A 24,228-nucleotide genomic window follows, 5' to 3' on the forward strand; every position below is an offset into this window, starting at 1 on the left:
CAACCTATAAACATCATAACATGTTTCAAAGATTTATAGATCGTCCCGTACTATCTACGGTGATATCGATTATTATTGTCATACTCGGTATTTTAGGGTTAACCTCCCTGCCCATTGAACAATATCCTGAAATTGCACCCCCGACGGTACAGGTGACCACCACCTACACAGGGGCCAATGCCGAAACCGTATTGAACAGTGTCGTAATTCCTTTGGAAGAACAGATCAACGGTGTTGAAGGCATGACCTATATGACATCGAATGCCAGTAATGATGGTGCTGCAACCATCAACGTCTATTTTAAATTGGGTACAGACCCTGATATAGCCGCGGTCAACGTACAAAACAGGGTGGCAAGGGCAAACAGTGTCCTTCCTGAAGCTGTTATTAAGACCGGCGTGGTTACACAAAAGTCCCAAACCAGTGCATTGATGTTCTTCTCCCTGTTTTCCGACAACGAGGATTATGATGCCACTTTCGTTGAAAACTATGCGCGTATAAACTTAGTGCCAAAACTTCAACGTATTGAAGGTGTCGGTAACGTAACCGTGTTCGGTTCGAAGGATTACTCCATGCGTATTTGGTTGAAACCCGATAAGATGGCCGCATATAACCTTATGCCTTCCGATATCCAAAATGCCTTGGTTGAACAAAACCTTGAAGCGGCGACAGGTAAAATCGGGGAAAATGCCGATGGGGTATTTGAATATGTGTTAAAATATAAAGGTCGATTATCGGAAGTGTCGGAATATGAGGACATTATCATCAAAGCCCAAGATAATGGACAGTTCTTACGCTTGAAAGATGTTGCCGAAGTCGAATTGGGCGCCTTTAATTATGGCACCAAGAATGAAGGTATGGGCAAACCGGGAACAGCGGTAGGTATATTCCAAACCTCGGGTTCCAATGCCAATGACATCATTACCCAAATCCAAGACATATTGGAAGAAAGCAAAGCCGATTTCCCTAAGGGATTGGATTATGTAATTCCGTATAATACCAAGGATTTCCTTGATGCCTCCATTTCGCACGTAATCCAAACTTTGATTGAAGCGTTTTTATTGGTATTCATCGTTGTATTCCTATTCCTGCAAGATTTTAGGTCAACATTGATTCCCGCAATTGCGGTCCCGGTAGCGATTATCGGTACCTTCTTTTTTCTTTCCCTATTTGGGTATTCCATCAATATGTTGACCCTTTTTGCCATGATATTGGCCATTGGTATTGTGGTCGATGATGCCATAGTTGTGGTAGAAGCCGTACACGCCAAGATGGAAGAAGGGGCGACCGATGCCAAGACTGCCACTAAAACGGCCATGTCTGAAATATCCGGAGCGATCATATCGATTACCTTGGTAATGTCGGCGGTATTTATCCCGGTTTCCTTTATCAGTGGATCTTCAGGGGTGTTCTATCAACAATTCGGTATTACCTTGGCAATTGCCATTGTAATTTCCGCAGTAAACGCCTTGACCCTGAGTCCGGCTTTGGCTGCCTTGTTTTTAAAACCGCATAAAGCCTCGGAATTTCATAACAAAGGTTTAAAACATCGTTTTTTCAATGCCTTCAATACCGGTTTCAATGCCCTTACGAATAAATATGTAGGATCGGTAAAGTTCATTGCCAAAAGAAAATGGGTAACCGTATCAATACTCGTCATCTTTACCGGAATTACCATTGCCTTGTTCAAAACCACCCCAACAGGGTTTATTCCCAATGAGGATAGGGGATTGATATTTGCCGATGTAAGTTTACCTCCCGGTACTACGTTGGAACAAACCCAAAAAACCGTGAAAAAACTGGATTCGATATATGCTTCCATGGATATCATAAAATCAAGGATGAACATTACCGGTTTCAGTTTGTTGAACAGTGTAAACGGGGGGTCTTATGCATTCTCCGTAATACGTCTCAAAGATTGGGAAGATAGAAAAGAAGCTTCACAATCCGTCAATGCCGTGGTGGGTAGTCTGTTTGCCCGTACAGCCGGTTTAAACGATGCCAAGATCTTCTTCTTTACCCCCCCGAGCGTACAAGGTTTCGGTAATTCTGCCGGTTTTGAAATGAACCTTCAAAGTAAGGATGCCGATGATTGGCAAACCGTAGGTAATACCACGAATCAATTTTTAGGGGCCTTGAACGCACGGCCAGAGGTTAAATATGCCATAACGCAATTCAACCCTAATTTTCCCCAATATGAACTACAGGTAGATGTGGAAAAGACCAAATCAGCCGGATTGGCCGTTACCGATGTCTTTAATGCCATGCAGGGATATTATGGGGGATTATATACTACGGATTTCAATAAATTCGGTAAGCAATATCGAATCATGATCCAATCGAGACCCGAAGATAGGGCAGACGAAAATTCATTGAACGATATGTTCGTTACCAACAACATGGGGGAATCCGTTCCGGTATCACAGTTTGTTTCCTTAAAGAAAATTTACGGGCCGGAAGTGGTGAGTAGGTTCAATCTACTCAGTTCGGTGAAAATCAATGGTGCCTTAAATCCGGGATATAGTACTGGGGACGCCATCAAGGCCATAGAAGAGGTAGCTGCCCAGGTATTGCCCAATAATTACACCTATGAATATTCGGGACTTACCAAGGAAGAACATAGTGCCGGTAGCCAAACAATACTCATATTTATTTTGAGTTTGGTTTTTGTGTACTTCTTATTGAGTGCGCAATATGAGTCCTACATCCTACCCTTATCCATATTATTATCCTTACCCGTAGGGATTGCCGGTGCCATATCGTTTATCAGTTTTGCGGGATTGGAGAATAACATCTATTTCCAGATTGCCTTGATCATGCTGATCGGTCTGCTCTCCAAGAACGCCATCCTAATTGTTGAATTCGCCTTGCAACGAAGAAAACACGGAATGTCTATCATCGACTCTGCCATTGATGGTGCCAAAGCCAGGCTTCGACCTATTTTAATGACCTCGTTCGCCTTTATCTTCGGTTTAATGCCCTTGGCATTATCGACCGGTATCGGTGCCGTGGGTAACCGTTCCATAGGTTTGAGTGCCGTAGGCGGCATGTTGATAGGGACCCTTTTCGGGGTATTGATCATACCTGCCTTGTATGTGATATTCCAGTCACTCCAAGAAAGGATAACAGGTACTCCCGGTGAAGAAATTTCAAAATAAACCAAGAACAATAACGATGAAAAAAATAGTTACGAATAAACTTATAGTAGTCGCTTTTCTTCCGCTTTTGCTTCAATCGTGTTTTGTGGCAAAGACCTACGAAAGGCCAGCAATCGAAACCGAGGCGCTATTCCGTACCGATCAACTGCCCCAGGACAGCATTTCATTTGCTTCCGTTTCCTATAAAGATCTTTTTACCGATGAGTATCTAAAAGGGTATATTGAAAAAGGCTTGGAGAACAATCTGGACATCAGGATCGCGTTGCAGAACATAAATTCCGCAGCTGCGTATGTGAAACAAGGGAAGGCAAATTACCTGCCTACACTGAACCTATCGGCAACGGGAACCCGGACTGCCCAAAATAGTGCCAACGGCCTATACGGAAGTTTGTTTACCAACCCCTATAGCGTTTATGATCTTACCGGTACCTTATCATGGGAAGCGGATATATGGGGAAAAATAAGAAGTGGTAAAAGGGCCAATGATGCCGACTACTTACAAACCGTAGAGGCCCATAAAGCCGTTAAAACCGATTTGGTCGCACAAATCGCGGCGACCTACTACCAACTTTTGGCCTTGGACGAACAGATCGAGGTTACCGAAAAAACCATAATCAACCGTTCCAAAAGCTTGGAGACCATCAAGGAACTTAAAGTGGCCGGACAGGCCAATCAAGTAGGTGTTGATCAGACCGCCGCACAACTGTATAGTGCCCAAAGTCAATTATTGGACCTCAAAAATGCCCTGTTCATTACTGAAAACACCTTAAGTCTCCTATTAGGGGAAGAACCACAGACCCATTCTCGAAGTACATTGGAAGAGCAGCGCTTGGCGAGTGAAATGCAATTGGGGGTTCCTTCCTTATTGTTGAGAAACAGACCCGACATCCTACAGGCTGAATATGCCTTGATCAACGCATTTGAACTTGCCAATGTTGCCAAAAGTAATTTTTATCCGTCGATAACCCTTAGTGCAAATGCCGGGTACAACAGTTTGGAATTGGACAATTGGATCGATTCCGGTTCAATTTTCGCCAATTTGGTCGGTGGGCTTACACAACCCTTATTGAATGGAAGAAAGATTAGAACTGCCTATGAGGTGTCAAAGGCAAACCAAGAACAAGCCTTGCTGCAATTTAAAAAAGCACTATTGACCGCAGGTAGGGAAGTTTCAGAAGCTTTCTACGATTTCCAAATAGCCGTAGAAAAGGAAACATTCATTACCAACCAGGTCATTGCCCTGCGCAGGGCGGAAGAAAACTCCCAAGAATTGTTGAACAGCGGTTACCTTACCTATTTAGATCTGTTGACCGCAAGGGAGAATGCCCTGAATGCCGAATTGAACTTGATTGACAACAAACTCTCCCAACTGTCAGCAACCGTGGAATTGTACCGATCATTAGGCGGCGGATGGCATTGATACCACTACAGGGCAAACGGTGTAATACCGCACCTTGATCCTGGATTAAAATACTTGAAAAAGAAGATTAAACCCTTTATCATGGATCGAATATATCCTTGGTAGAGGGTTGCTTTTTTTCCTAGGACAACTACTTCCAGGCACTGAAGGGATTTTTACTCAACATGGAGTTATAATACTTAAGGGCACCGGTGACTTCCTTCCCAAGCCACTCGGGACGCTCAAAAGGATCATTTTCGTTTTCCAATTCGATTTCGGCTATGACCAGACCTTGGTTCTCCCCAAGAAATTCATCCACTTCAAACAAATGATTTCCATTCGGGATCACATACCTTATTTTTTCGATTATCGTTGGTTCGCATAATTGAAGTAAGGCCTCCGCTTCTTCGACACCGATACCGGTTTCCCATTCGAAACGCATGGTACCGCTATCATTGGAAATGCCCTTTACGGTCAAAAATGCCTCTTGACCCTTTATCCGGACTCGAACGGTTCTTTCCGGGTCTGTGTTCAAAAAACCTTGGACTATTCTTGTTCTGGAGGTGGCTTCTGTCCTATAACCACTGCCTTTCATTAAAAATTTCCGTTCTATTTCTACCATAATGCATTTGTATTAAACTAAAAGTAAGTAAATGAAACCAAAAAAATCCCCAAGAATCACTTGGGGATTTTTCAATACGCTGGTACAATTAGGCGATAATTTAAACTTTACTCTTTGCCGTAAAGGGTATGATCAACATATATGCAAAGCACGCCACGAGCACAATAAGACTTCCCATAATCCCAAAACTGGAACTAACAAAGCCCATGATCGGGGGAATGACGGCTCCACCTACGATCGCCATGATCAACAACCCGGAAATTTCATTGGATCTTGAAGGCATTTTATTTATGGCAATCGAGAAGATCAATGGAAATAGATTACCTGCCCCAAGGCCTACAATGAATATACCGATATAGGCCATCATTTCGGTAGCGGAGAGCATAATCATCAAGGTACCCACAAGGGCCAAAACCGTAGTGGTCACCAAGAAGAACACCGGTTTTAGGAATTGCAGTAAAATGGCCCCAACAAACCTACTGATCATAAGGGCCGTAAAATAAACACTTATACCGTAAGAGGCATTTTCGAGCGTGAGTCCGTGAAGCTTCATAAGGAATCCTTGAATGTTGGAATTCATCCCGACATCGGCCCCGACAATAAGAAAAATAGCGATTACCATGGCAAGCACAAACTTATTGGTAAGCAACTTCATACACGATGCAAAAGTGGCCGGGGTTTCCGATTTTATACTTTCGTCGATCTTGGTAGCGGAAAGCCATAGCACATTGACCAATGATATTATGGCATAAACCGCGAAAACAAGGATCCACTTGTCATAGGTTATGGCCATATAGGTGGCAATGATCGGTCCTGTTAAGGAAGTAATGGCCTTCATGAACTGGGAAAGGCTTAAAAAACTTGAGAGTTTCTCCTTTGGGGTCACTTCCTGTAACAATGGACTTGCTGCGACCTGCACTATGGTATTACCGATTCCCATAAAGACAAAGGCGATCAAAATAACCGCAAATGAGTAATAAATGAACGGGATTAACAGTCCTAAAATAGTGATGATAATACCCAGGTTCATCATTTTCTTTTTCCCTATTTTATCTTGGAGTACACCTACGGGAATGGAGAAAACGAAAAACCATATGAACACCATGGATGGGATAAACTGTGCCATGGAATCTGAAAGACCGAAATCTTTCTGCACATAACCGGTTGAAACACCCACGATATCTACAAACCCCATAATAATGAAGGTTAGGAATACTGGAAAAAATTTGTTTAGTTGTATTTTATTGGTTGCCATATATTATTTTTTAAATTTCAGGGAGTTCATTTTTTACTACGTTCCAAAAGTCGTTTACGAAAAGTTTGGCACTTCCGATTATCGCCGCATCTTCCAGCAATGTGGACACCTCAAATTCCAAGGGTGCCCCGGCTTTTTCCAATTCTTTTTTCAATACCGGTAAAAATAGGTCACTTGCTTTTGATACGTTCCCGCCCATGACCAGGATTTCCGCTTTGAAATCCTTGATAAAAGGAATCATGAATTCTGCCATATTGCTTCCGAATTCATCAAAAACCTTCCTAGAGTCCTCCGTATTCGCTTCGGCGATTTCCTTTACTCCCTTAACACGTTGTGAAGTAAGTTCAAAATACCTTTCGATACACCATCGGGTAGAGAAATAATCGTCACTTATTCCCGACTTATAGGGTTTGTCCCATAAACATCCATCTTGGGGCACGTCATCGGAATTTACTTGGGGCACACCATTGCTGATAAAGGCAGAACCAAAACCGGTGCCCAAGGTTACGACAATAACCTTTTTACATGTTTTGGCCTTTCCCTGGGTAGATACCCCAACACCAAATGCCGTTGCATCATTTAAATACCTGAGGCTAACATTTTCACTATTGAGGTACTTAGGGAATTCTTTGGTCACCGAAACATTACGCAGATTTTCATATTTATCGTTTTCCCCTTCAAAAAGGGCAACTCCTGTCTTGTAATTGAATGGACCGGGAATCGCAAATCCGATTTCTGCTTTGGTCTGCATTGAAGCACTCTCAATGGTTTTGTTTATAGCTTTACTCCAGTCCTTGAAAATAAGCTCCTTGGATGCCTTATTGTCAATTCTTGCAGAAAACGTGGTATTCCCAAGTATTTCAAAAGTTTTTAAATTCACAGCCGCACTGGTAATATGGCTTCCGCCAATATCTACCCCTATTGCTATTTGATCAGTCATATTATATTAATTTTATTTAGGATTCTCTTTTATTCAGGATATTCTTTTCAATTCAATATCATAGGTGAAATCATAAGTAATATGGAATGCAACGGGTCTGTCTTCTAGATTACAACCCCGTTGGGCTATGGGGAACGCAACGATGGTTTCCTGTTCGGCACCTAACAATTCGTAAAGCGGGGGGTTAGTATTCCCTTCTCCTCCTATGCCAGCCATAAGAGAAAAAAACCTACGGCTTTGGTGTTCTTCTTGAACGACCATAGACCTCGTGATTTTTTCAATCCCTGTATAAAGAAGTACAGGGCTTTTTCGGTCTAATTTCAAGTCAATACAAACTTTTTCCATATCCCTTCGTTAATCAACATCATATATTCAATATTGGAATTTGCCCAAACTTCAAAGTTAATCATTGCTGTGCAAAATACATCGGTAGAATCCCGAAAAGTGACTGTCCCTTTTAGCTTGTTGTCAACAGTGTACCATTTATATAAGCCATTGTTTTATACAAGCCTAGCAGTTGTAGGTATAAAAAGCCGACAAGCCATTTATACGACACCATTATTTATGATTAGGTCGATTCTTCCTCTCCCAAACGATGTTCAGGAAAAAAACTTTGGTTACCATAATCCAGCTTTAAGGAATGACCAGCCAAGTCCCTGATTACAGTAATCTGCATGTAGATACAGCTAGCAACGCCCAATAAGATAATTACCTTGGAATTTAGTATTGACGTCCGAGATCCCGGATAACATTGGAAGGAATCCTAGGGCCGTCGTAATCGTTCTTAGCCAACCACACCATGGCCTTTACAATGGTTTCGGGACGAACTGACTTAAACTTTTTCAAAGGTCCGGCCAAAACGAAATTGGCGGCCCGCATCAATTGTTTAAAGATCCATTCCCCGATTCTTTTTTCTTCCCGTTTACCTCCGATCAAAGAGGGTTGTAGAATATAGGTTCTCGGAATCTTCGCCTTTAAAACGGCCTCTTCCATCTCGCCTTTTATCCGATTATAAAAAAGGGGGCTTTTGGCATTGGCTCCCAATGCAGAAATTACGATAAAGGTATTTATCCCATTTTCTTTTGCCAACATGGCCGCATTTTTGGGAATGCCAAAATCGATCTTTTTATAAAACTCCTTATTGGGGGTCTTTGACTTTGTAGTTCCAATACAACAGAAGACCTCATCGCCGGTAAAATGTTCTTTAAAGTCATCCAAACTGAACATATCGCCAAGATATTCCTCAATTTTAGGATCGGAAATGCCTACGGAACTCCTTGAGAATAGTTTAATGCGTCCGTAATTCGGATCGTTCAACAGGTGTTCCAATAATTTACCCCCTGTCAATCCCGTTGCCCCAAGTATTATAGCCGTCTTCACTTATGCCGTTTTCGTTAAAAGTTGTTATAAATTTACAACATGGATACGGATTTCCCATTGCGAAAAATCATACATGTCGATATGGATGCCTTTTATGCGTCTGTAGAAGAGCTTGATTATCCGGAATTAATCGGGAAACCCCTTGCCGTTGGCGGCAATGAGGTAAGGGGTGTCGTATCCGCAGCAAATTACGAGGCCCGAAAATATGGTGTACGCAGCGCCATGAGCGGTTATTTGGCCAAAAAGAACTGTCCGCACCTGACTTTCGTTAAACCCCGTTTTACACGTTATAAGGAACTATCGCAGCGCATTCGTACGATCTTTTTTGATTATACCGATTTGGTAGAGCCCCTTTCCTTGGATGAGGCCTATTTGGATGTGACCATCAACAAAAAGGGGAATCCGTCCGCTACCTTGATCGCCCAGGAGATAAGACAACGAATATATGACGAAATAGGTCTAAGGGCCTCGGCCGGAATATCCATTAATAAATTCATCGCCAAAATCGCCAGTGATTTCAACAAACCCAATGGACAAAAAACCGTAAACCCTGAAGAGGTACTGCAATTTCTGGAGGATTTGGAAATTCGGAAATTCCATGGTGTCGGTAAGGTAACCACCGAAAAGATGTACCGCTTGGGAATTTTCACCGGGAAGGACTTAAAAAGCAAATCCCTTGAATTTCTCGAAGAACATTTCGGCAAAAGCGGTAATCATTATTTCAACGTGGTCAGGGGAATACACCTTAGCCCCGTTAAACCCCATCGCATCCCCAAGTCTGTTGGGGCTGAGCGTACTTTCAACGAAAACCTGAGCAGCGAGATCTTTATGTTAGAGCGCTTGGAACATATCGCGACCGAACTCGAAAAACGATTGAAAAAATCCAAAATAGCCGGGAAGACCATCACCTTAAAGATCAAGTATAGCGACTTCACCCTTCAGACCCGAAGTAAAACATTGCCCTATTTCGTAACCGACAAATCGTTGCTATTGGAGACGGCCAAAGAACTGCTCTATCAAGAGAAAATGGAAAATTCGGTACGTCTTTTGGGCATTTCGCTTCATAATCTGAATACGGACAAAAAGAAAACCGAAGCTGAAAAAGACTCGGTTTCACTACAATTGCAGTTCGATTTTTAAAAGCATTCACCAGAAAGGAAAAAACGGGGGATGTTTTTTTCAAATCCTATTCCTCATCCTTTCTTTCTTGATTATTGAAATCGGCCCCATAACGCTCCAAGAATTTCCGTTGCATACCTTCCATTCGCTTACGTATTTGGTCAATATCCATAAAATCATGGCCGAAATCACTATCGAAAAAATCATCATTGAAAAACTGTTTGGTGAACAGTGAATCCTCACCGAATATATCGGAAAATCCTTCATGGTCAAAGCCTGAGAAGTTGCGATAAAATCTTGAACGCATTGATTTCAATATGCTATCCCTGTCCATAGCGGCAAGCTCATTAAGATCTGTGCCCGATGACCATGAATAAATGGAATCGTAGCGGATCAAGTTACCGTCCTCATCAAACTCCCTATTCACTTTCCAACTGCCTTTGGGCGCTTCGGTACTATGGGCCTTAGTTCCTTCTTGGGCATCCTCCTTAGCTTTCTTTTCTTGGCTATTGCAACTTAATGTCAAAAGTGCCGAAATAGCCAATGCAACATACTTCTTCATGATACTCTATTTTTAGTTGATACTATTTTATAAAAGGGATGGTCATGATCCCTAGGTATACAATCGATGTATAAACAGGGAGGTCGACGAATGCGACCTCCCGTTTGATCTTATGTAATGTTGATTTTACGGGGTGCCTGTCGTATCGCCTCTTCTTTTTTGGGAAGATGTATACTTAGGATACCCTCCAAATAGGAAGCTTTGATTTTTTCTTCCTGAATGGTTTCCGGTAATGAAAACGAACGTTTAAAAGCATCATATCCGAATTCCCTACGGGTGTAGTTTTCTTCCTCTTCCTTATTCGACTGTACCTCATTCGAAATGGACAGCACGTTATTGTCCAAATCAATCCGGAAATCGGATTTTTTCATTCCCGGTACGGCCATGTCCACAAAATAAGCGTCCTTGGTTTCCCGAATATTGACTTTCGGAAGCGTTATACCGGTGTTGAAATTTGGAGTGAAGATGGAAGGTAAATCCCGGTTGAACATTTCATCGATCCAAGCGGACCAAGTTGGGAAAGTCAGGCCATTGGTTTTTGTTTTTTCTGCCAAACTTCCGTTTCCTGTTGTTACCAAATTACTCATAACGACAAAAATTTTAAGTTAGACAATCATTTAAATATCAACCGAATAGCAGCAAATAAAGTGCCGAAATCGAAAGGAAGGCCGTAATGAAAAAAGTTTTAAAACTATTTAAGAAAGTCAATCCCCAATTATTAAATAAATTTTAAAAAAAATGTCATTATGACATTCGAAAGTGTCACTTTTTCAACCTTACCCCATATAAATCCGTATATGATATGCCAATTTGTATGACCGATTAGGAGGTACAAAAAAGCCCCGATAAAATCGAGGCTTTAAATGTTTAGTGGGCAACTACTGTACTACTAGGGTATTGTCGGTTGCCGTTGGGTTCAAAGGGCAGAAATAGACATACTCCCCTTTGGTCAATTCAGTAGGATGAGACCTTTGGGTCATCCCAGTCGCCACCGCTTCTGTAACGTATGCCGTTTGAATATGGTTTTCAGGCTTGCTAATGTCTTTACCCTTTTCGACCAATACAAAACCAACATCATGGCCCACACCTTTATTTACAATTTCAAAAAAGTATGTTCCCTCGGAAACGGCAATCTTTTTTTGGGTGAATTCCCCTGGGGTTTGCTCTAAGCTGATTGTCTTAGGTGTCTTCCCTTGCATTTTATCTTGGGCGTTTGCCGAAAACACTGCCCCAACTACCCATACCAATACTATAATTACTTTTTTCATGACTTAAAATTTTATGTTTGAATATCTTATTCCACTACTGCTTCCAAAACCGGTGCAACAGGAAAGTCGATGGGTACATCCGTAGTTTTATGTAAATAGTTCGAAATTGTTTTGTCCCCGACCAAAACGATGGTGTCTACCAAATTTTCTTTGCTCCATCCGGCATTGAAGAATTCCTCAATAACCCCTTGATCGGTAGCACCACGATGCTCCGTAATGTTTTTGGCCAAGGCTGCCAAAGCGTTTAATTTTGTATCGAAACTGGACTTTCCTGAACGTAATTCCAAAATTTGATCGTCGTTAAAGCCGTTCATTTTTCCTATTGCGGTATGGGCCGCTAAACAATAAGCACAGTTATTGACCTGGCTCACGGCCAAATTCACCACTTCCTTCTCTTTAGCGCTTAAGGATGTTTTAACATTGGACAATGCCAAATAATTACCGAGTGCATTTTCAGAATACGCATAGGTCGCATACAAATTAGGAACAAAACCAACTGCTTTCTCCAGATTATCGAAAATTGCTTGGTTGGCCGCACTTACTTCTTCTCTTTTAGGTACATTAAAATTACTCATGTCTGTTTTTTTGTTTAATGGGAATCATGGATTCCCGGTTTGTTGTAGGTTTTAAATGGATACAAAAGGTTCTTCCGCATCACAATAGAAATCGTGGTGGAGTTTTTGTTCACAATGATTTTCCAGATTAAGCGATTGGGGTTTCGACCTCTTGGTCTTACCAAAGATCTCGATAAGGTTGAAAATTGATGTGGTATTTACTTTCATCTTGCTTTGTTTTATTATTACAGTGCAAAGATGGGGTAGAGAAACACCTTTTTGTTATTACGTATTTCCCGACTGCTTGTAAAAATTTCCCTTAGTGAAGTATATTGTGGGTTTCTCGGTATTCGGTAGGGGATAAAGAGGTTACCTTCTTAAAAAAACGGCTAAAATGTGCGGGATCATTAAAACCCAACTCATAGGCTATTTCCTGATTTTGCTTATCCGTATAATTGATTAATCGCTTTGCCTCCAAAGCGACACGGTCCAAAATAATTTGCTGGGGCGATTTTTGGTTATAAATGGAAAAAAGGTTGGATAGGGTTTTTGGACTCTTAAAAAGTAATTCGGCATATTCACTTACTTTTCTTTTTGATCGGTAATGCTCATCGACCAATACATTGAACTTGCGTATTACGTCTATTTGGTCATTATCCAGTTTTTTAATGATCAACTGTTCTTTGGCCAATCTTGTAGCCATTATGATCAATCTTTTCAATAGCATTTGAAGCATATCCCCCTGGATTTTATCCGAGGTGGAAAACTCGTCTTGGAAAATTTCATAGAGTGTATTGAACTTACGCTCCTGATCTTTAGGTATGGTTATAATCGGTAAGTCCTGTGTCCCAAAAAACAATATACCGTTACAAGAAACCTCAGCGTCGTGATCGGCTATACAATAAAACTCCCTATTGAATAAAAAAGCAGTTAATGGCAATGTTGTGTTCTCAAAGGAAATATGTTGTAGATAGGTCGTTGTAGTTAATTGGTTAGGCCCTAAAACAACGGGGAAACCATCAATCAGGATTTCTATATTTTCGGAATTCCTATTCCATAGGAAATTAATGGTCCCGGAGGTAATGGAAAAACTTCGTCCATCTTTCTTAATATCATCGGATAACCCAAAAATAGACCCTAATTTACCGTCGTAAAATTCAAATTTCATTCGTTGTTCCCCATTTGTCCAAAACATTAGTCTTCCCCGATGTATAAAACTTACCTGACCCTTTTAAAACAAAAAGCCCAAACACAACTGTGTTTGGGCCAAATTTATGAGGTAAGGTGTATTTAAAAATTACACGTCTTGATCTCGGTTACCCTTAAGGTATTCACCATACCTTTATCTTTTATGGGCATAGCTGCCAAACTGATGAGCATATCCCCTTCTTCCAAAAAGCCTTTTTTACAGGCGATTGAATTGACATCCTCTATCGTCTCATCGGTAGAAACATATTTGTCATAGTAAAAGGCCTTTACACCCCAAAGTAGGTTCAACTGCGTCAAAATCCTTTTATTGGAGGTGAAAACCAAAATATGGGCGCTTGGCCTCCAGGCTGAAATCTGAAAAGCGGTATACCCACTATTGGTCAAAGTGGAAATGGCTTTTGCCTTTATTTCATTCGCCATGATCGCAGCATGGTAACATACGGATTTGGTGATGTATCTATTGGTCCTGATATGAGGTGGTTCTTGTGGAACGACGATCAGTTCCGAATTCTCAACACTTGATAAGATACTCGCCATTTTTTGGATGACCTCAACAGGGTAATTACCTACAGAGGTCTCCCCGGATAGCATTACCGCATCTGCCCCATCCATTACCGAATTCGCCACATCATTTACCTCTGCCCTTGTAGGGGTAAGGCTTGTGATCATGGTTTCCATCATCTGGGTAGCGATAATAACGGGAATCCTGGCTTTTTTAGCCCTTAATACCAGTTTTTTCTGGATCAATGGCACCTCATGGGCAGGAACTTCCACACCCAGATCACCACGGGCAACCATTAAACCGTCGCAATAGGATACGATTTTATCGATATTCTCGACAGCCTCCGGTTTTTCGATCTTGGCAATGATCGGAATCTTATTCTCTGAATGTTCCTTGATGATATTCTGTAGATCAACGATATCCTGACTATGTCTAACGAAGGACAATGCAATCCAATCCACGTTCAAGGAAATGGCGAAAATAGCATCTTTGACATCCTTTTCGGTAAGAGCGGGCAAGGAGATATTCGTATTCGGTAGGTTGACCCCTTTTTTGGATTTTAAGGGCCCTCCTTGAATAACCTTGGCCTTTACCTTATCTTTCTTATTGGTCGAAACGACTTCGAACATCAATTTACCATCGTCCAATAAAATACGTTCCCCTGGATTCACGTCTTTTGGAAAAGCCGCATAGTTCATATATACCTTCTCCGAATCCCCTTCAAAAGGTTTTCCGGTCACAAAGGTAATCTCATCTCCAGGTGCCACCACGACTTCCTCGGCCATAACGCCGACCCTTAGCTTGGGGCCTTGTAAATCGCCTAGGATGGCGATATTGGTTTCCATTTCGGCATTGACCTCACGAATCATGGCCACACGCTCCTTAACATCCTCATAGTCGGCATGTGAAAAATTAATTCGAAAGACATCAACCCCGGCCTTTATCATATCCATAATCACTTCCTTCTTACTGGTAGCAGGACCTAAGGTTGCGACTATTTTCGTCTTTTTTATTTTTGACATCAATTAAAAAATTAAATTATTTTTTGATTTCAACATAGCTGCATCCAAACTATATGCAGTTATTATTTTAGGTATGGTCAATATCTTTTTTACCAGTTCCGATGTCTCCAAATCATCGTCATGTTCAATTTTAATAAAATAATCGACCTCCTTTTGCTCTGGTACCAAATGGTGTTTCGCGAACGATGGCTCATCCTGAAAAAGTCCATCCCGAACCAAAAGCTCTTTTTTCGTACTCTTATTGGCAAGCACCACCCAATACCTATCGTGTTGGTCGTCTTGCCATTCAAAAAACGGAAATGACATATGCTCCGACAATTCCAAATCTTTCGGTGCCCTAACGAATGATGACTTAAGCACATTGTTCAAGGCATATACGACCGAATAATCATTCATGGTACTATGCAATGCGATCAGGGCGAAGTTTTCTTCGTATAAATCACCACTAATTTTATACACTGCCGTCATTTGCGTACAAAAGCGCAAATATATGATTAATAAAATATATTGCCTAAGGCACTATAGACTAAAGCAATTTTTATTTCAATAATAACGCTAACTTTCCAATTTTATGGCATCGGTTTAACCTATACGATCCTGTAGCGCGAAAAATGCGCGTTTAGAGGCCCGTTCCTCGGCTTTCTTTTTCGATGTTCCCCGGGCTTTGGCCACCACTTTGTTTCCAATAATGAGTTTTACGGCAAAATGTTTCAACTCATCGTTACCGGTATCTTCATAAATGTTGAAATTGAATGTTTTTTTCTGTTTTTGGCACCATTCAATGATCAAACTCTTATAGCTGATAACCTTACCTTCCAACTGTTCAATATCCACATAAGGTACGATAACCCTAGCGTGAATGAATTTCTCACAATATTTGTACCCCCGATCCAAGTAGATGGCCCCAACCAATGCTTCGAACACATTGCCATGTATATTATCCCCAAAATGGGTTTTAGGAATCCTGCTTTCCACAAATTTTATCAGGTTCAGGTCTTTTCCCAATTCATTCAAATGGTCCCTACTTACGATTTTGGACCTCATTTTGGTCAAATAACCTTCGTCCCCTTCAGGCACTTGATCATAAAGGTGTTTGGAAATTATGGTCCCCAACATTGAATCGCCCAAAAATTCAAGTCGCTCATAATTCATGGGATTCCCCTTTTTGTCTTTTCGATTTACCGATCGATGCAAAAAGGCTTTCTTATAAATTTCCAGTTTTTTGGGCTTAAAACCCAAAATATCGGTGATTCCCAAAAAAAAATCCCCATCCTGTTTGGAATGGGAATTGAATATATTGGATGGGAAATTCATGACTCGATTAACTGATTTTCTTAAAAACTACACATGCATTATGGCCACCAAATCCGAAGGTATTGCTCATGGCAACATTCACTTCCCTTTTTTGTGCCTTATTTAAGGTAAGGTTCAGTTTTGGGTCAATTTTTTCATCCACGGTCGTGTGGTTTATGGTCGGGGGGATCATACCGTATTTAATGGACAATATGGAAGCTATGGCTTCGATCGCCCCGGCAGCACCCAACAAATGTCCGGTCATGGATTTTGTTGAATTGATGTTTATTTCAGGTGCATGTGCTCCAAAAACCTCCGATATGGCCTTTAATTCAGCAACATCCCCTAAAGGTGTGGAAGTACCATGGGTATTGATCGCATCGATATCCTCCGGTTTTAATCCCGCATCCCTTAAACAATTCTTCATTACCTGTACCACTCCTATCCCATCAGGATGTGGGGCGGTCATATGGTAAGCATCACTCGACATTCCCCCACCAAGGAGTTCCGCATATATTTTGGCACCTCTCGCCTTGGCGTGTTCATATTCCTCCAAGACAAGTGCCCCTGCTCCTTCACCCAATACAAAACCATCCCTGGTAGCATCAAAGGGTCTCGAAGCTGTTTCAGGACTATCATTTCTTGTCGAAAGGGCATGCATGGCATTGAATCCTCCCATACCCGCAATGGTCACGGCTGCTTCGCTACCACCGGTAACAATAACATCGCAATGTCCCAAACGAATATAGTTAAGTGCATCGATCATGGCATTTGCAGATGAGGCACAAGCGGAAACCGTTGTATAGTTCGGCCCCATAAAACCATGTTTGATCGAAATATTGCCCGGGGCGATATCTGCGATCATTTTAGGTATAAAGAATGGATTGAACCTTGGAGTGCCATCGCCATTGGCATAATTGATCACTTCGTTTTGGAAAGTTTCCAATCCGCCGATACCTGCTCCCCAAATTACACCTACCCGGAATTTATCGACCACATCCAAATCCAATTTGGAATCAAGTATGGCCTCATCGGACGAAACCAGGGCATATTGTGCAAATCGGTCCAGTTTACGCGCTTCCTTACGATCGAAATGATCTTCGGCCTTGAAGTTTTTAAGTTCGCAGGCAAACTTGGTTTTGAACTTTTCAGCATCATAATAGGTAACGGGGGCAGAACCACTTTTACCGTTCACCAATCCTTCCCAGTATTCCTCAATATTATTACCAATAGGTGTCAAAGCACCCAATCCTGTAACTACAACTCGCTTTAACTGCATTGAACTAACTTTATTTTATTTAAGCCAAGTGAAAATAAATAAAAATATCCATGCGACATGTTTACCGCATGGATAATTATTAACTATTCAAGAAATCATATGATTACTTAGCTTCTTCTATATAGCTTATGGCTTGACCAACTGTTGCGATATTTTCAGCTTGATCATCAGGGATTTGAATATCGAATTCTTTTTCGAACTCCATAATCAACTCAACCGTATCCAGTGAATCCGCCCCTAAGTCGTTGGTAAAGCTAGCTTCTGATACTACCTCGTTTTCATCAACTCCTAACTTATCAACTATGATAGCCTTAACTCTTGATGCAATGTCTGACATAATAATTTTGGTTTTTAAAATTTAAATTTTGGCAAAAATAAAAAACTTTGGTGTTAATAATGCCATTTGTGGTTAAAATGTCCAGTAATTTAAGAAATTTAAGCTCAAGTGTATTATTTTAGCCCAAATAATTTTCATCGGTAACGTAATGGGAAAAGATTGCAAAGGTTAAAATCAGCACCCCTTTATAGTATATAAAGTGTTCTTGCTCAAATTTTTAACCCAAATTCTCTTCCTCTTTCCTTACAAGAAGAACAAACCATATTTTTTTTAAAATCCCACTCTTTTGAAAACCAAACAAATCATCCTGTTCGCCTCTGGTTCTGGCTCCAATGTTGAAAATATTATCCATTATTTCCAGGATAACCCAAACATCAACGTTTCCATGGTCTTGACCAACAAAAGCGACGCCAAAGTCCTGGAACGTTGCAAAAGACTGAGTGTTAGTGCTTTATATTTCAACAAAACCGCTTTTAAGGATACCGATTGCGTTTTGGACATCCTTAAAGGATCCCATCCCGATCTTATTGTATTGGCCGGTTTTTTATGGAAAGTCCCAGACCACATCATAAAAGCCTTCCCAAATAAAATCATAAACATACACCCGGCCCTATTGCCGAAATATGGTGGTAAAGGCATGTACGGGGACCATGTACATAAGGCCGTAAAAGAGAACGGGGATGATGAATCGGGCATTACCATACACTATGTGAACGAACATTATGATGAAGGCGCCATCATACATCAAGAACGTACAAAAATAAGTCCCGAAGACCGGGTTGAGGATATTGCCGCGAAGGTACATGCCTTGGAGTATGAGTTTTTCCCAAAAATCATTGAACAATTGTTATTGGCCCAATAATGTCAAAAAAGTCGAAATTTTATGTGGTTTGGAAAGGCAAGCGACCCGGCGTCTATACGACCTGGGACGATTGCAAGGCCGCTATAACCGGTTATAAAGGCGCCCAATACAAGTCATTTGCCACTTTTGACATGGCCAAGAAAGCATATAACTCCGATTATGCGTCCTACAAGGGTAAAAAAAGTCCTTCCTCGGGATTAACCTCGGAGCAACTTCAGAAAATAGGGAACCCGAATTACCACTCCATTGCAGTGGATGCCGCCTCGAGTGGCAATCCCGGTATTATGGAATACCAAGGGGTAGACACCAAAACGGGTAAAAAACTATTCAGACAAGGGCCATTTCAACAGGGCACGAACAACATTGGTGAATTTTTGGCCATTGTACATGGCTTGGCCTTTTTGAAACAGCGCAATAGCGATCGTATAATTTATACCGATTCACGGACCGCCATGAGTTGGGTCCGTAAAAAGACCTGCAATACCAAATTGGAAGAAACCCCGAAGAACAAAGAACTGTTCGATTTGGTCCGAAGGGCCATAGATTGGTTGAACAAAAACACCTACACCACTAAGGTCGTTAAATGGGAAACAAAAGCTTGGGGGGAAATTCCCGCAGATTTTGGGAGAAAATAAGTCCTTTGACAACTTTTTGCAATGAAGGACATATCCTTGTGGATTTTAGCCCATCATTAATGTATATTTGCAGCAAAATTCTAATTCATGGGCAAATTACTGATTGTCGGCACTGTCGCTTTTGATGCAATTGAAACCCCTTTTGGCAAAACGGATAAGATTTTGGGCGGCGCAGCGACCTTTATAGGACTTTCTGCTTCCCAATTTGATGTGCAATCTGCCATAGTATCCGTTGTTGGGGATGATTTTCCCCAAGAATATATCGATCTACTTAAAAAAAAGAACATCGATACCTCGTCTTTGGAAGTGGTGAAGGGAGGCAAAACCTTTTTTTGGAAAGGTAAATACCATAACGATTTGAATTCCAGGGATACCTTAGTCACCGAATTGAACACGCTGGCCGATTTCAAACCTTTGGTACCCAATGATTTTAAGGATGCCGATGTCGTCATGTTGGGCAATTTGCACCCTAGCGTTCAAATGAGTGTCATCGTTCAAATGACGAAAAGACCCAAATTGGTTGTTTTGGATACTATGAATTTTTGGATGGACAACACCCTTGATGAGCTGATGCAAGTCATAAAACATACCGACGTAATTACCATCAATGATGAAGAAGCTCGGCAATTGACCAATGAATATTCCTTGGTCAAGGCGGCAGAGAAAATACACGCCATGGGACCTAAATATGTAGTGATCAAAAAAGGGGAGCATGGGGCGCTCTTGTTCAACCAGGACAATATATTCTTTGCACCGGCCTTACCCTTGGAAGAGGTATTTGACCCGACAGGGGCCGGGGATACCTTCGCCGGTGGTTTTTCAGGGTATTTGGCGGCAACGGGCAATACCTCGTTCAACAACCTAAAGAATGCGGTCATACATGGGTCGAATCTCGCTTCTTTTTGCGTAGAAAAGTTCGGCACCGAAAGAATGGTAGATCTTGGTGAGGATGAAATATATAAAAGGCTACATCAATTCAAGGCTTTGACACAATTTGATATTGAATTACAATAATAACACGCCCTAACAGAAAAGTTAGGGCTTTTTTAATACGTAAAATCCATAACCGGGACATTGGGTTATGACCCTTCAAGAAGTGGGGATGATAATGATACTAGTAATAAATTGAAGTTCCCCTATTAGGGGTATTGGGTAAAATTTTAGAGGAAAAAAATGAGCGACGCAATAAAACATGAATGTGGAATTTCGGTAATTCGTTTACTTAAACCGCTATCCTATTACAAAGAAAAATACGGTACGGCATTTTATGGGGTAAACAAAATGTACCTAATGATGGAGAAACAGCACAATCGGGGACAGGATGGTGCAGGTTTTGCGAGTATTAAATTGGATATGAACCCCGGGGTTCGCTATATGAGCCGGGTACGTTCTGCAGAACAACAGCCCATACAGGACATCTTTGACCAAATCAATAACCGTATAAACAAGGAATTTGCGGAACATCCCGAATATAAAGAAGATGTAACCGCCCAGAAAAACAACATTCCCTATATCGGGGAAGTTTTATTGGGACATGTGCGATATGGTACATTTGGCAAGAACAGTATTGAAAGTGTCCATCCATTCCTTAGACAGAATAACTGGATGCACCGTAACCTCATTGTCGCGGGTAATTTCAATATGACCAATGTAAATGAGCTCTTTGATAATCTGGTACAAATTGGACAGCACCCCAAGGAGATGGCCGATACGGTAACCGTTATGGAAAAGATAGGACATTTTCTTGATGATGCCGTGGCCAAATTATACAAGCAGATCAAAAAAGAAGGGTATAACAAAATGGAGGCTTCCCCTTTGATCGCCAAAAGATTGAAACTGACGAAGATCCTTCGAAAAGCAGCCAAGAACTGGGACGGTGGTTATGCCATGGCCGGAATGTTGGGCCATGGAGACGCTTTTGTCCTTAGGGATCCATCGGGAATCAGACCTGCCTATTATTACAAGGATGATGAGGTCGTTGTGGTCGCTTCGGAAAGGCCTGCCATACAGACCGTTTTCAACGTGCCGTTCGAAGAAGTAAAGGAATTGGATCCAGGTCATGCCATTATCGTAAAGAAAGATGGCACCTCAGGAATCAGTGAGATCTTGAAACCCAGGGAAAGAAAGGCCTGTTCCTTTGAACGTATTTATTTTTCGCGGGGAAGCGATAAGGAAATCTACCAAGAACGCAAGAACTTAGGAAAATTCCTTTTCCCCCAAATCCTAAAGGCCATTGACAATGATATTGAGCGCACCGTGTTCTCATACATCCCCAATACGGCGGAGACTTCATTTTTCGGCATGGTCAAAGAGGCCCAGAATTATTTGAACAAAAAGAAAGAGGAACAAATTTTATCCATCGGTTCCAATATCACCCAAAAAGAACTGCACGACATCTTAGGGGTCAGGCCCAGAATCGAAAAAGTCGCCATAAAGGATGCAAAATTAAGGACCTTTATCACCCAAGATAGCAGTAGGGACGATTTGGTCGCCCATGTTTACGATATATCGTACGGTTCGGTGAATAAGGACGACAACCTTGTTATCATCGATGATAGTATTGTACGTGGAACGACCCTTAAAAAAAGTATCCTGCGCATATTGGATCGTTTATCCCCTAAAAAGATAATCGTAGTCTCTTCGGCACCTCAGATACGCTACCCGGATTGTTATGGAATAGATATGGCCAAATTGGAGGATTTCATCGCTTTCAAAGCGGCCTTGGCATTGCATAAAGACTACGATACCATGGATCAGGTCGAGGCCATCTACAAGAAGTGTGTAGCCCAAGTGAATTCCAAAGACAATGAAATAATCAATTATGTGAAGGAATTCTACGCGCCCTTTACCGCACATCAAATTTCAGATAAAATAGGGGAACTATTGAGCCCTCCTGAGATAAAAGCCGAAGTCAAAATCATCTATCAAACCATTGAAAGCCTTCATAAGGCTTGCCCCCAAAACCTTGGGGATTGGTACTTTACAGGCAACTATCCTACAAATGGGGGAAACAAGGTAGTCAACAAGGCATTCATCAACTTTTACGAAGGTAAAAACGAAAGAGCTTATTAATATTTATCGATGAAATGCATCAGATTGTGCATTTCATCGATAAAATAGGTGTTTTAACGTCTTTTTACGCCAGAAGGAAGTCCACCCACCTACTTTAGACCCGCCATAGCATAAGTAGGTTAAGTTCATGGTAAGATTTGGGGCAAAAAAGGTGGAGATTTCTCCACCTTTTTTATTTCTACCCAATGCTTTCCGTTTATAAGCTTTATGAACTCCCCTTAAACCCCGTACGCCAGGTAGAGGTCATATGCCCCCTAACCCTTACGACACATTTTGCCCAACATCCCATACTTACACTTTACCGCTTTTATAGACGCTTCAACCAAGAATTTTCGAAGGTGCGAAATACCGACTTACATTCGTAGGACCATAGCATAAGTAGGTTAAGTTCATGGTAAGATTTGGGGAAAAAGGTGGAACATTGTTCCACCTTTTTATTTTAAAATGCCTTACCCCGAAATTTCCCTCTCCGCCTTACCATTTTCGGAATGTACGATCACTTCAACCCAATTAACGGGAAACCCCATCGGCAGCACCCTTATATGTAGAGTTACACTATACCTCTCGCTATTTATCACAGGACATTTTGCACTTTCACAAAGTAAACCATCTAGGAACATTGGATAATACCCATTTTCGCATAGGGATATTGCACTTTAACCATAGATTAGGGAGTTCATCTAAAACCTTTTATAACTAGCCGGTTACGCCTTATGTTCGTAGGACCATAGCATAAGTAGGTTAAGTTCATGGTAAGATTTGGGGAAAAAGGTGGAACAATGTTCCACCTTTTTATTTTAAAAATCCCTTCCCAATGACGGACCTTATCTTACCAAATACCACGCGAAATCCCCGTAAAGCGGATGAACGAAATCCAAAATTCATTAAAATTCCTTTTTTATTTCCAACAAACCCAGTATTTTAGTCATGCCATAGCATAAGTAGGTTAAGTTTATGGTAAGATTTGGGACGAAAAGGGTGGAGACTTCTCCGCCCTTTTCTATTTTTAGACAAAAAAAAGCCCTTAAACCTAAAGGTCCAAGGGCTTCGATTCATTTGAGCGACTTTTATTTATTCGCACTGTATAACGCTGCGACCTTCTCCCAATTGATTACATTGAAAAACGCATTTATGTAATCAGGTCTTCTGTTTTGGTAATTTAAGTAATAAGCGTGTTCCCACACATCCAATCCTAGAATAGGAAAGCCCTCACAGCCGGTACCGGGCATAAGGGGATTATCTTGGTTTGGAGTTGAACAAACTTCCACTTTACCTCCTTTGTGCACACAAAGCCATGCCCAACCCGAACCAAATCGAGTTCCTGCAGCCTTACTGAACGCTTCTTTAAACGCTTCAAACGAACCAAAAGCGTCCGTAATGGCCTTGGCCAGTTCGCCAGTAGGTTCCCCGCCTCCTTTAGGGGACATCACCTCCCAAAACAAGGAATGGTTATAAAAACCACCACCATTGTTCCGCACAGCGGCATTGCCCATATCCAAATCGGTCAAGATAGCCTCGATGGATTTTTTTTCCAAAGGGGTCCCGGCAATGGCATTATTCAGGTTGTTCGTATAGCCATTATGATGCTTAGTGTGGTGTATTTCCATGGTCCTGGCATCAATATGTGGTTCCAATGCATCGTATGCATAAGGTAATTTTGGTAATTCAAAAGCCATAATTATCGTATTTAGGTTATAAAAATAGTTCCTCAAATTTACATTTTTTAACAGACTAATTCAGCCAATAAATTGTTAAGAACA

24 protein-coding genes are annotated in these 24,228 nt (G+C 41.4%); 7 read left to right on the top strand and 17 right to left on the bottom strand.

What is annotated here, in order from left to right:
- Positions 1 to 20: 20 nt before the first annotated feature.
- Together PHU20_RS15045 and PHU20_RS15050 are read left to right on the top strand one after the other, a co-directional pair.
- Positions 21 to 3,158, top strand: a complete 3,138-nt coding sequence (locus PHU20_RS15045) for an efflux RND transporter permease subunit (protein ID WP_274826212.1) — start codon at positions 21 to 23, stop codon at positions 3,156 to 3,158.
- A gap of 16 nt (positions 3,159 to 3,174) precedes the next feature.
- Positions 3,175 to 4,578 carry a TolC family protein gene (locus tag PHU20_RS15050; protein WP_274826213.1) on the top strand — a complete coding sequence of 468 codons (1,404 nt, stop codon included), beginning with the start codon at positions 3,175 to 3,177 and terminating at the stop codon, positions 4,576 to 4,578.
- A 130-nt stretch (positions 4,579 to 4,708) separates the two neighbouring features.
- Here PHU20_RS15050 and PHU20_RS15055 read toward each other — a convergent pair whose 3' ends face one another.
- From PHU20_RS15055 to PHU20_RS15075, 5 genes are all read right to left on the bottom strand, one after another.
- Complete coding sequence (locus PHU20_RS15055; protein WP_274826214.1) at positions 4,709 to 5,179, bottom strand: CYTH domain-containing protein; 471 nt, start codon at positions 5,177 to 5,179, stop codon at positions 4,709 to 4,711.
- A 100-nt stretch (positions 5,180 to 5,279) separates the two neighbouring features.
- A complete protein-coding gene (locus tag PHU20_RS15060) occupies positions 5,280 to 6,434 on the bottom strand; it encodes an MFS transporter (protein WP_274826215.1) in 1,155 nt (384 codons plus the stop codon).
- A gap of 10 nt (positions 6,435 to 6,444) precedes the next feature.
- Positions 6,445 to 7,374, bottom strand: coding sequence for an ROK family protein (locus PHU20_RS15065; protein WP_274826216.1), 930 nt, complete (start codon positions 7,372 to 7,374; stop codon positions 6,445 to 6,447).
- A gap of 33 nt (positions 7,375 to 7,407) precedes the next feature.
- Positions 7,408 to 7,719 carry a hypothetical protein gene (locus tag PHU20_RS15070; protein WP_274826217.1) on the bottom strand — a complete coding sequence of 104 codons (312 nt, stop codon included), beginning with the start codon at positions 7,717 to 7,719 and terminating at the stop codon, positions 7,408 to 7,410.
- Between the two features lie 375 nt (positions 7,720 to 8,094).
- Positions 8,095 to 8,754 carry an NAD(P)H-binding protein gene (locus PHU20_RS15075; protein WP_274826218.1) on the bottom strand — a complete coding sequence of 220 codons (660 nt, stop codon included), beginning with the start codon at positions 8,752 to 8,754 and terminating at the stop codon, positions 8,095 to 8,097.
- Positions 8,755 to 8,793: 39 nt separating this feature from the next.
- On the opposite strand from PHU20_RS15075, the gene dinB reads away from it, so the two are divergent.
- Positions 8,794 to 9,894: a DNA polymerase IV gene (gene dinB, locus PHU20_RS15080; protein ID WP_274826219.1), complete on the top strand. Its 1,101-nt coding sequence runs from the start codon at positions 8,794 to 8,796 to the stop codon at positions 9,892 to 9,894.
- Positions 9,895 to 9,940: 46 nt separating this feature from the next.
- Here dinB and PHU20_RS15085 read toward each other — a convergent pair whose 3' ends face one another.
- From PHU20_RS15085 to PHU20_RS15135, 11 genes are all read right to left on the bottom strand, one after another.
- Entirely contained in the window at positions 9,941 to 10,435 is a 495-nt protein-coding gene (locus tag PHU20_RS15085) for a hypothetical protein (RefSeq protein WP_274826220.1), read from the bottom strand.
- Positions 10,436 to 10,545: 110 nt separating this feature from the next.
- Complete coding sequence (locus tag PHU20_RS15090; RefSeq protein ID WP_274826221.1) at positions 10,546 to 11,022, bottom strand: Hsp20/alpha crystallin family protein; 477 nt, start codon at positions 11,020 to 11,022, stop codon at positions 10,546 to 10,548.
- Between the two features lie 291 nt (positions 11,023 to 11,313).
- Entirely contained in the window at positions 11,314 to 11,703 is a 390-nt protein-coding gene (locus PHU20_RS15095; protein ID WP_274826222.1) for a hypothetical protein, read from the bottom strand.
- 26 nt (positions 11,704 to 11,729) lie between these two features.
- Positions 11,730 to 12,278, bottom strand: a complete 549-nt coding sequence (locus tag PHU20_RS15100; RefSeq protein ID WP_274826223.1) for a carboxymuconolactone decarboxylase family protein — start codon at positions 12,276 to 12,278, stop codon at positions 11,730 to 11,732.
- A 51-nt stretch (positions 12,279 to 12,329) separates the two neighbouring features.
- Positions 12,330 to 12,485 carry a hypothetical protein gene (locus PHU20_RS15105; RefSeq protein WP_274826224.1) on the bottom strand — a complete coding sequence of 52 codons (156 nt, stop codon included), beginning with the start codon at positions 12,483 to 12,485 and terminating at the stop codon, positions 12,330 to 12,332.
- Between the two features lie 91 nt (positions 12,486 to 12,576).
- The gene (locus PHU20_RS15110; protein WP_274826225.1) at positions 12,577 to 13,425 is read right to left on the bottom strand and encodes a helix-turn-helix domain-containing protein; all 849 of its coding nucleotides are present in this window, start codon (positions 13,423 to 13,425) and stop codon (positions 12,577 to 12,579) included.
- Positions 13,426 to 13,547: 122 nt separating this feature from the next.
- Positions 13,548 to 14,990, bottom strand: a complete 1,443-nt coding sequence (gene pyk / locus PHU20_RS15115; protein WP_274826226.1) for a pyruvate kinase — start codon at positions 14,988 to 14,990, stop codon at positions 13,548 to 13,550.
- Positions 14,991 to 14,993: 3 nt separating this feature from the next.
- A complete protein-coding gene (locus PHU20_RS15120) occupies positions 14,994 to 15,458 on the bottom strand; it encodes an IPExxxVDY family protein (protein WP_274826227.1) in 465 nt (154 codons plus the stop codon).
- Between the two features lie 114 nt (positions 15,459 to 15,572).
- Positions 15,573 to 16,304, bottom strand: coding sequence for a ribonuclease III (rnc, locus tag PHU20_RS15125; RefSeq protein ID WP_274826228.1), 732 nt, complete (start codon positions 16,302 to 16,304; stop codon positions 15,573 to 15,575).
- 7 nt (positions 16,305 to 16,311) lie between these two features.
- Positions 16,312 to 17,562 (bottom strand): beta-ketoacyl-ACP synthase II, encoded by a 1,251-nt coding sequence (gene fabF / locus PHU20_RS15130; RefSeq protein ID WP_274826229.1) that lies wholly within the window; start codon positions 17,560 to 17,562, stop codon positions 16,312 to 16,314.
- Positions 17,563 to 17,665: 103 nt separating this feature from the next.
- On the bottom strand, positions 17,666 to 17,899 hold the full coding sequence (locus tag PHU20_RS15135; RefSeq protein ID WP_047247024.1) for an acyl carrier protein: 234 nt from the start codon (positions 17,897 to 17,899) through the stop codon (positions 17,666 to 17,668).
- Between the two features lie 286 nt (positions 17,900 to 18,185).
- Between PHU20_RS15135 and purN the strand changes: the two genes are divergently transcribed.
- The 4 genes from purN (at position 18,186) to PHU20_RS15155 (ending at position 22,468) form a co-directional block, all read left to right on the top strand.
- Positions 18,186 to 18,761 carry a phosphoribosylglycinamide formyltransferase gene (purN, locus tag PHU20_RS15140; RefSeq protein WP_274826230.1) on the top strand — a complete coding sequence of 192 codons (576 nt, stop codon included), beginning with the start codon at positions 18,186 to 18,188 and terminating at the stop codon, positions 18,759 to 18,761.
- Positions 18,761 to 19,396: a ribonuclease H family protein gene (locus tag PHU20_RS15145; RefSeq protein ID WP_274826231.1), complete on the top strand. Its 636-nt coding sequence runs from the start codon at positions 18,761 to 18,763 to the stop codon at positions 19,394 to 19,396. The genes purN and PHU20_RS15145 overlap by 1 nt, the downstream gene beginning before the upstream one ends.
- Positions 19,397 to 19,483: 87 nt before the next feature.
- Positions 19,484 to 20,410, top strand: coding sequence for a PfkB family carbohydrate kinase (locus tag PHU20_RS15150; RefSeq protein ID WP_274826232.1), 927 nt, complete (start codon positions 19,484 to 19,486; stop codon positions 20,408 to 20,410).
- 159 nt (positions 20,411 to 20,569) lie between these two features.
- The gene (locus PHU20_RS15155) at positions 20,570 to 22,468 is read left to right on the top strand and encodes an amidophosphoribosyltransferase (protein ID WP_274826233.1); all 1,899 of its coding nucleotides are present in this window, start codon (positions 20,570 to 20,572) and stop codon (positions 22,466 to 22,468) included.
- Positions 22,469 to 23,535: 1,067 nt separating this feature from the next.
- Here the strand turns inward: PHU20_RS15155 and PHU20_RS15160 are convergent.
- Positions 23,536 to 24,144, bottom strand: a complete 609-nt coding sequence (locus PHU20_RS15160; RefSeq protein WP_274826234.1) for a superoxide dismutase — start codon at positions 24,142 to 24,144, stop codon at positions 23,536 to 23,538.
- Positions 24,145 to 24,228 lie beyond the last annotated feature (84 nt).

Source organism: Maribacter polysaccharolyticus (assembly GCF_028882255.1).
Classification (GTDB): Bacteria; Bacteroidota; Bacteroidia; order Flavobacteriales; family Flavobacteriaceae; genus Maribacter_A; species Maribacter_A polysaccharolyticus.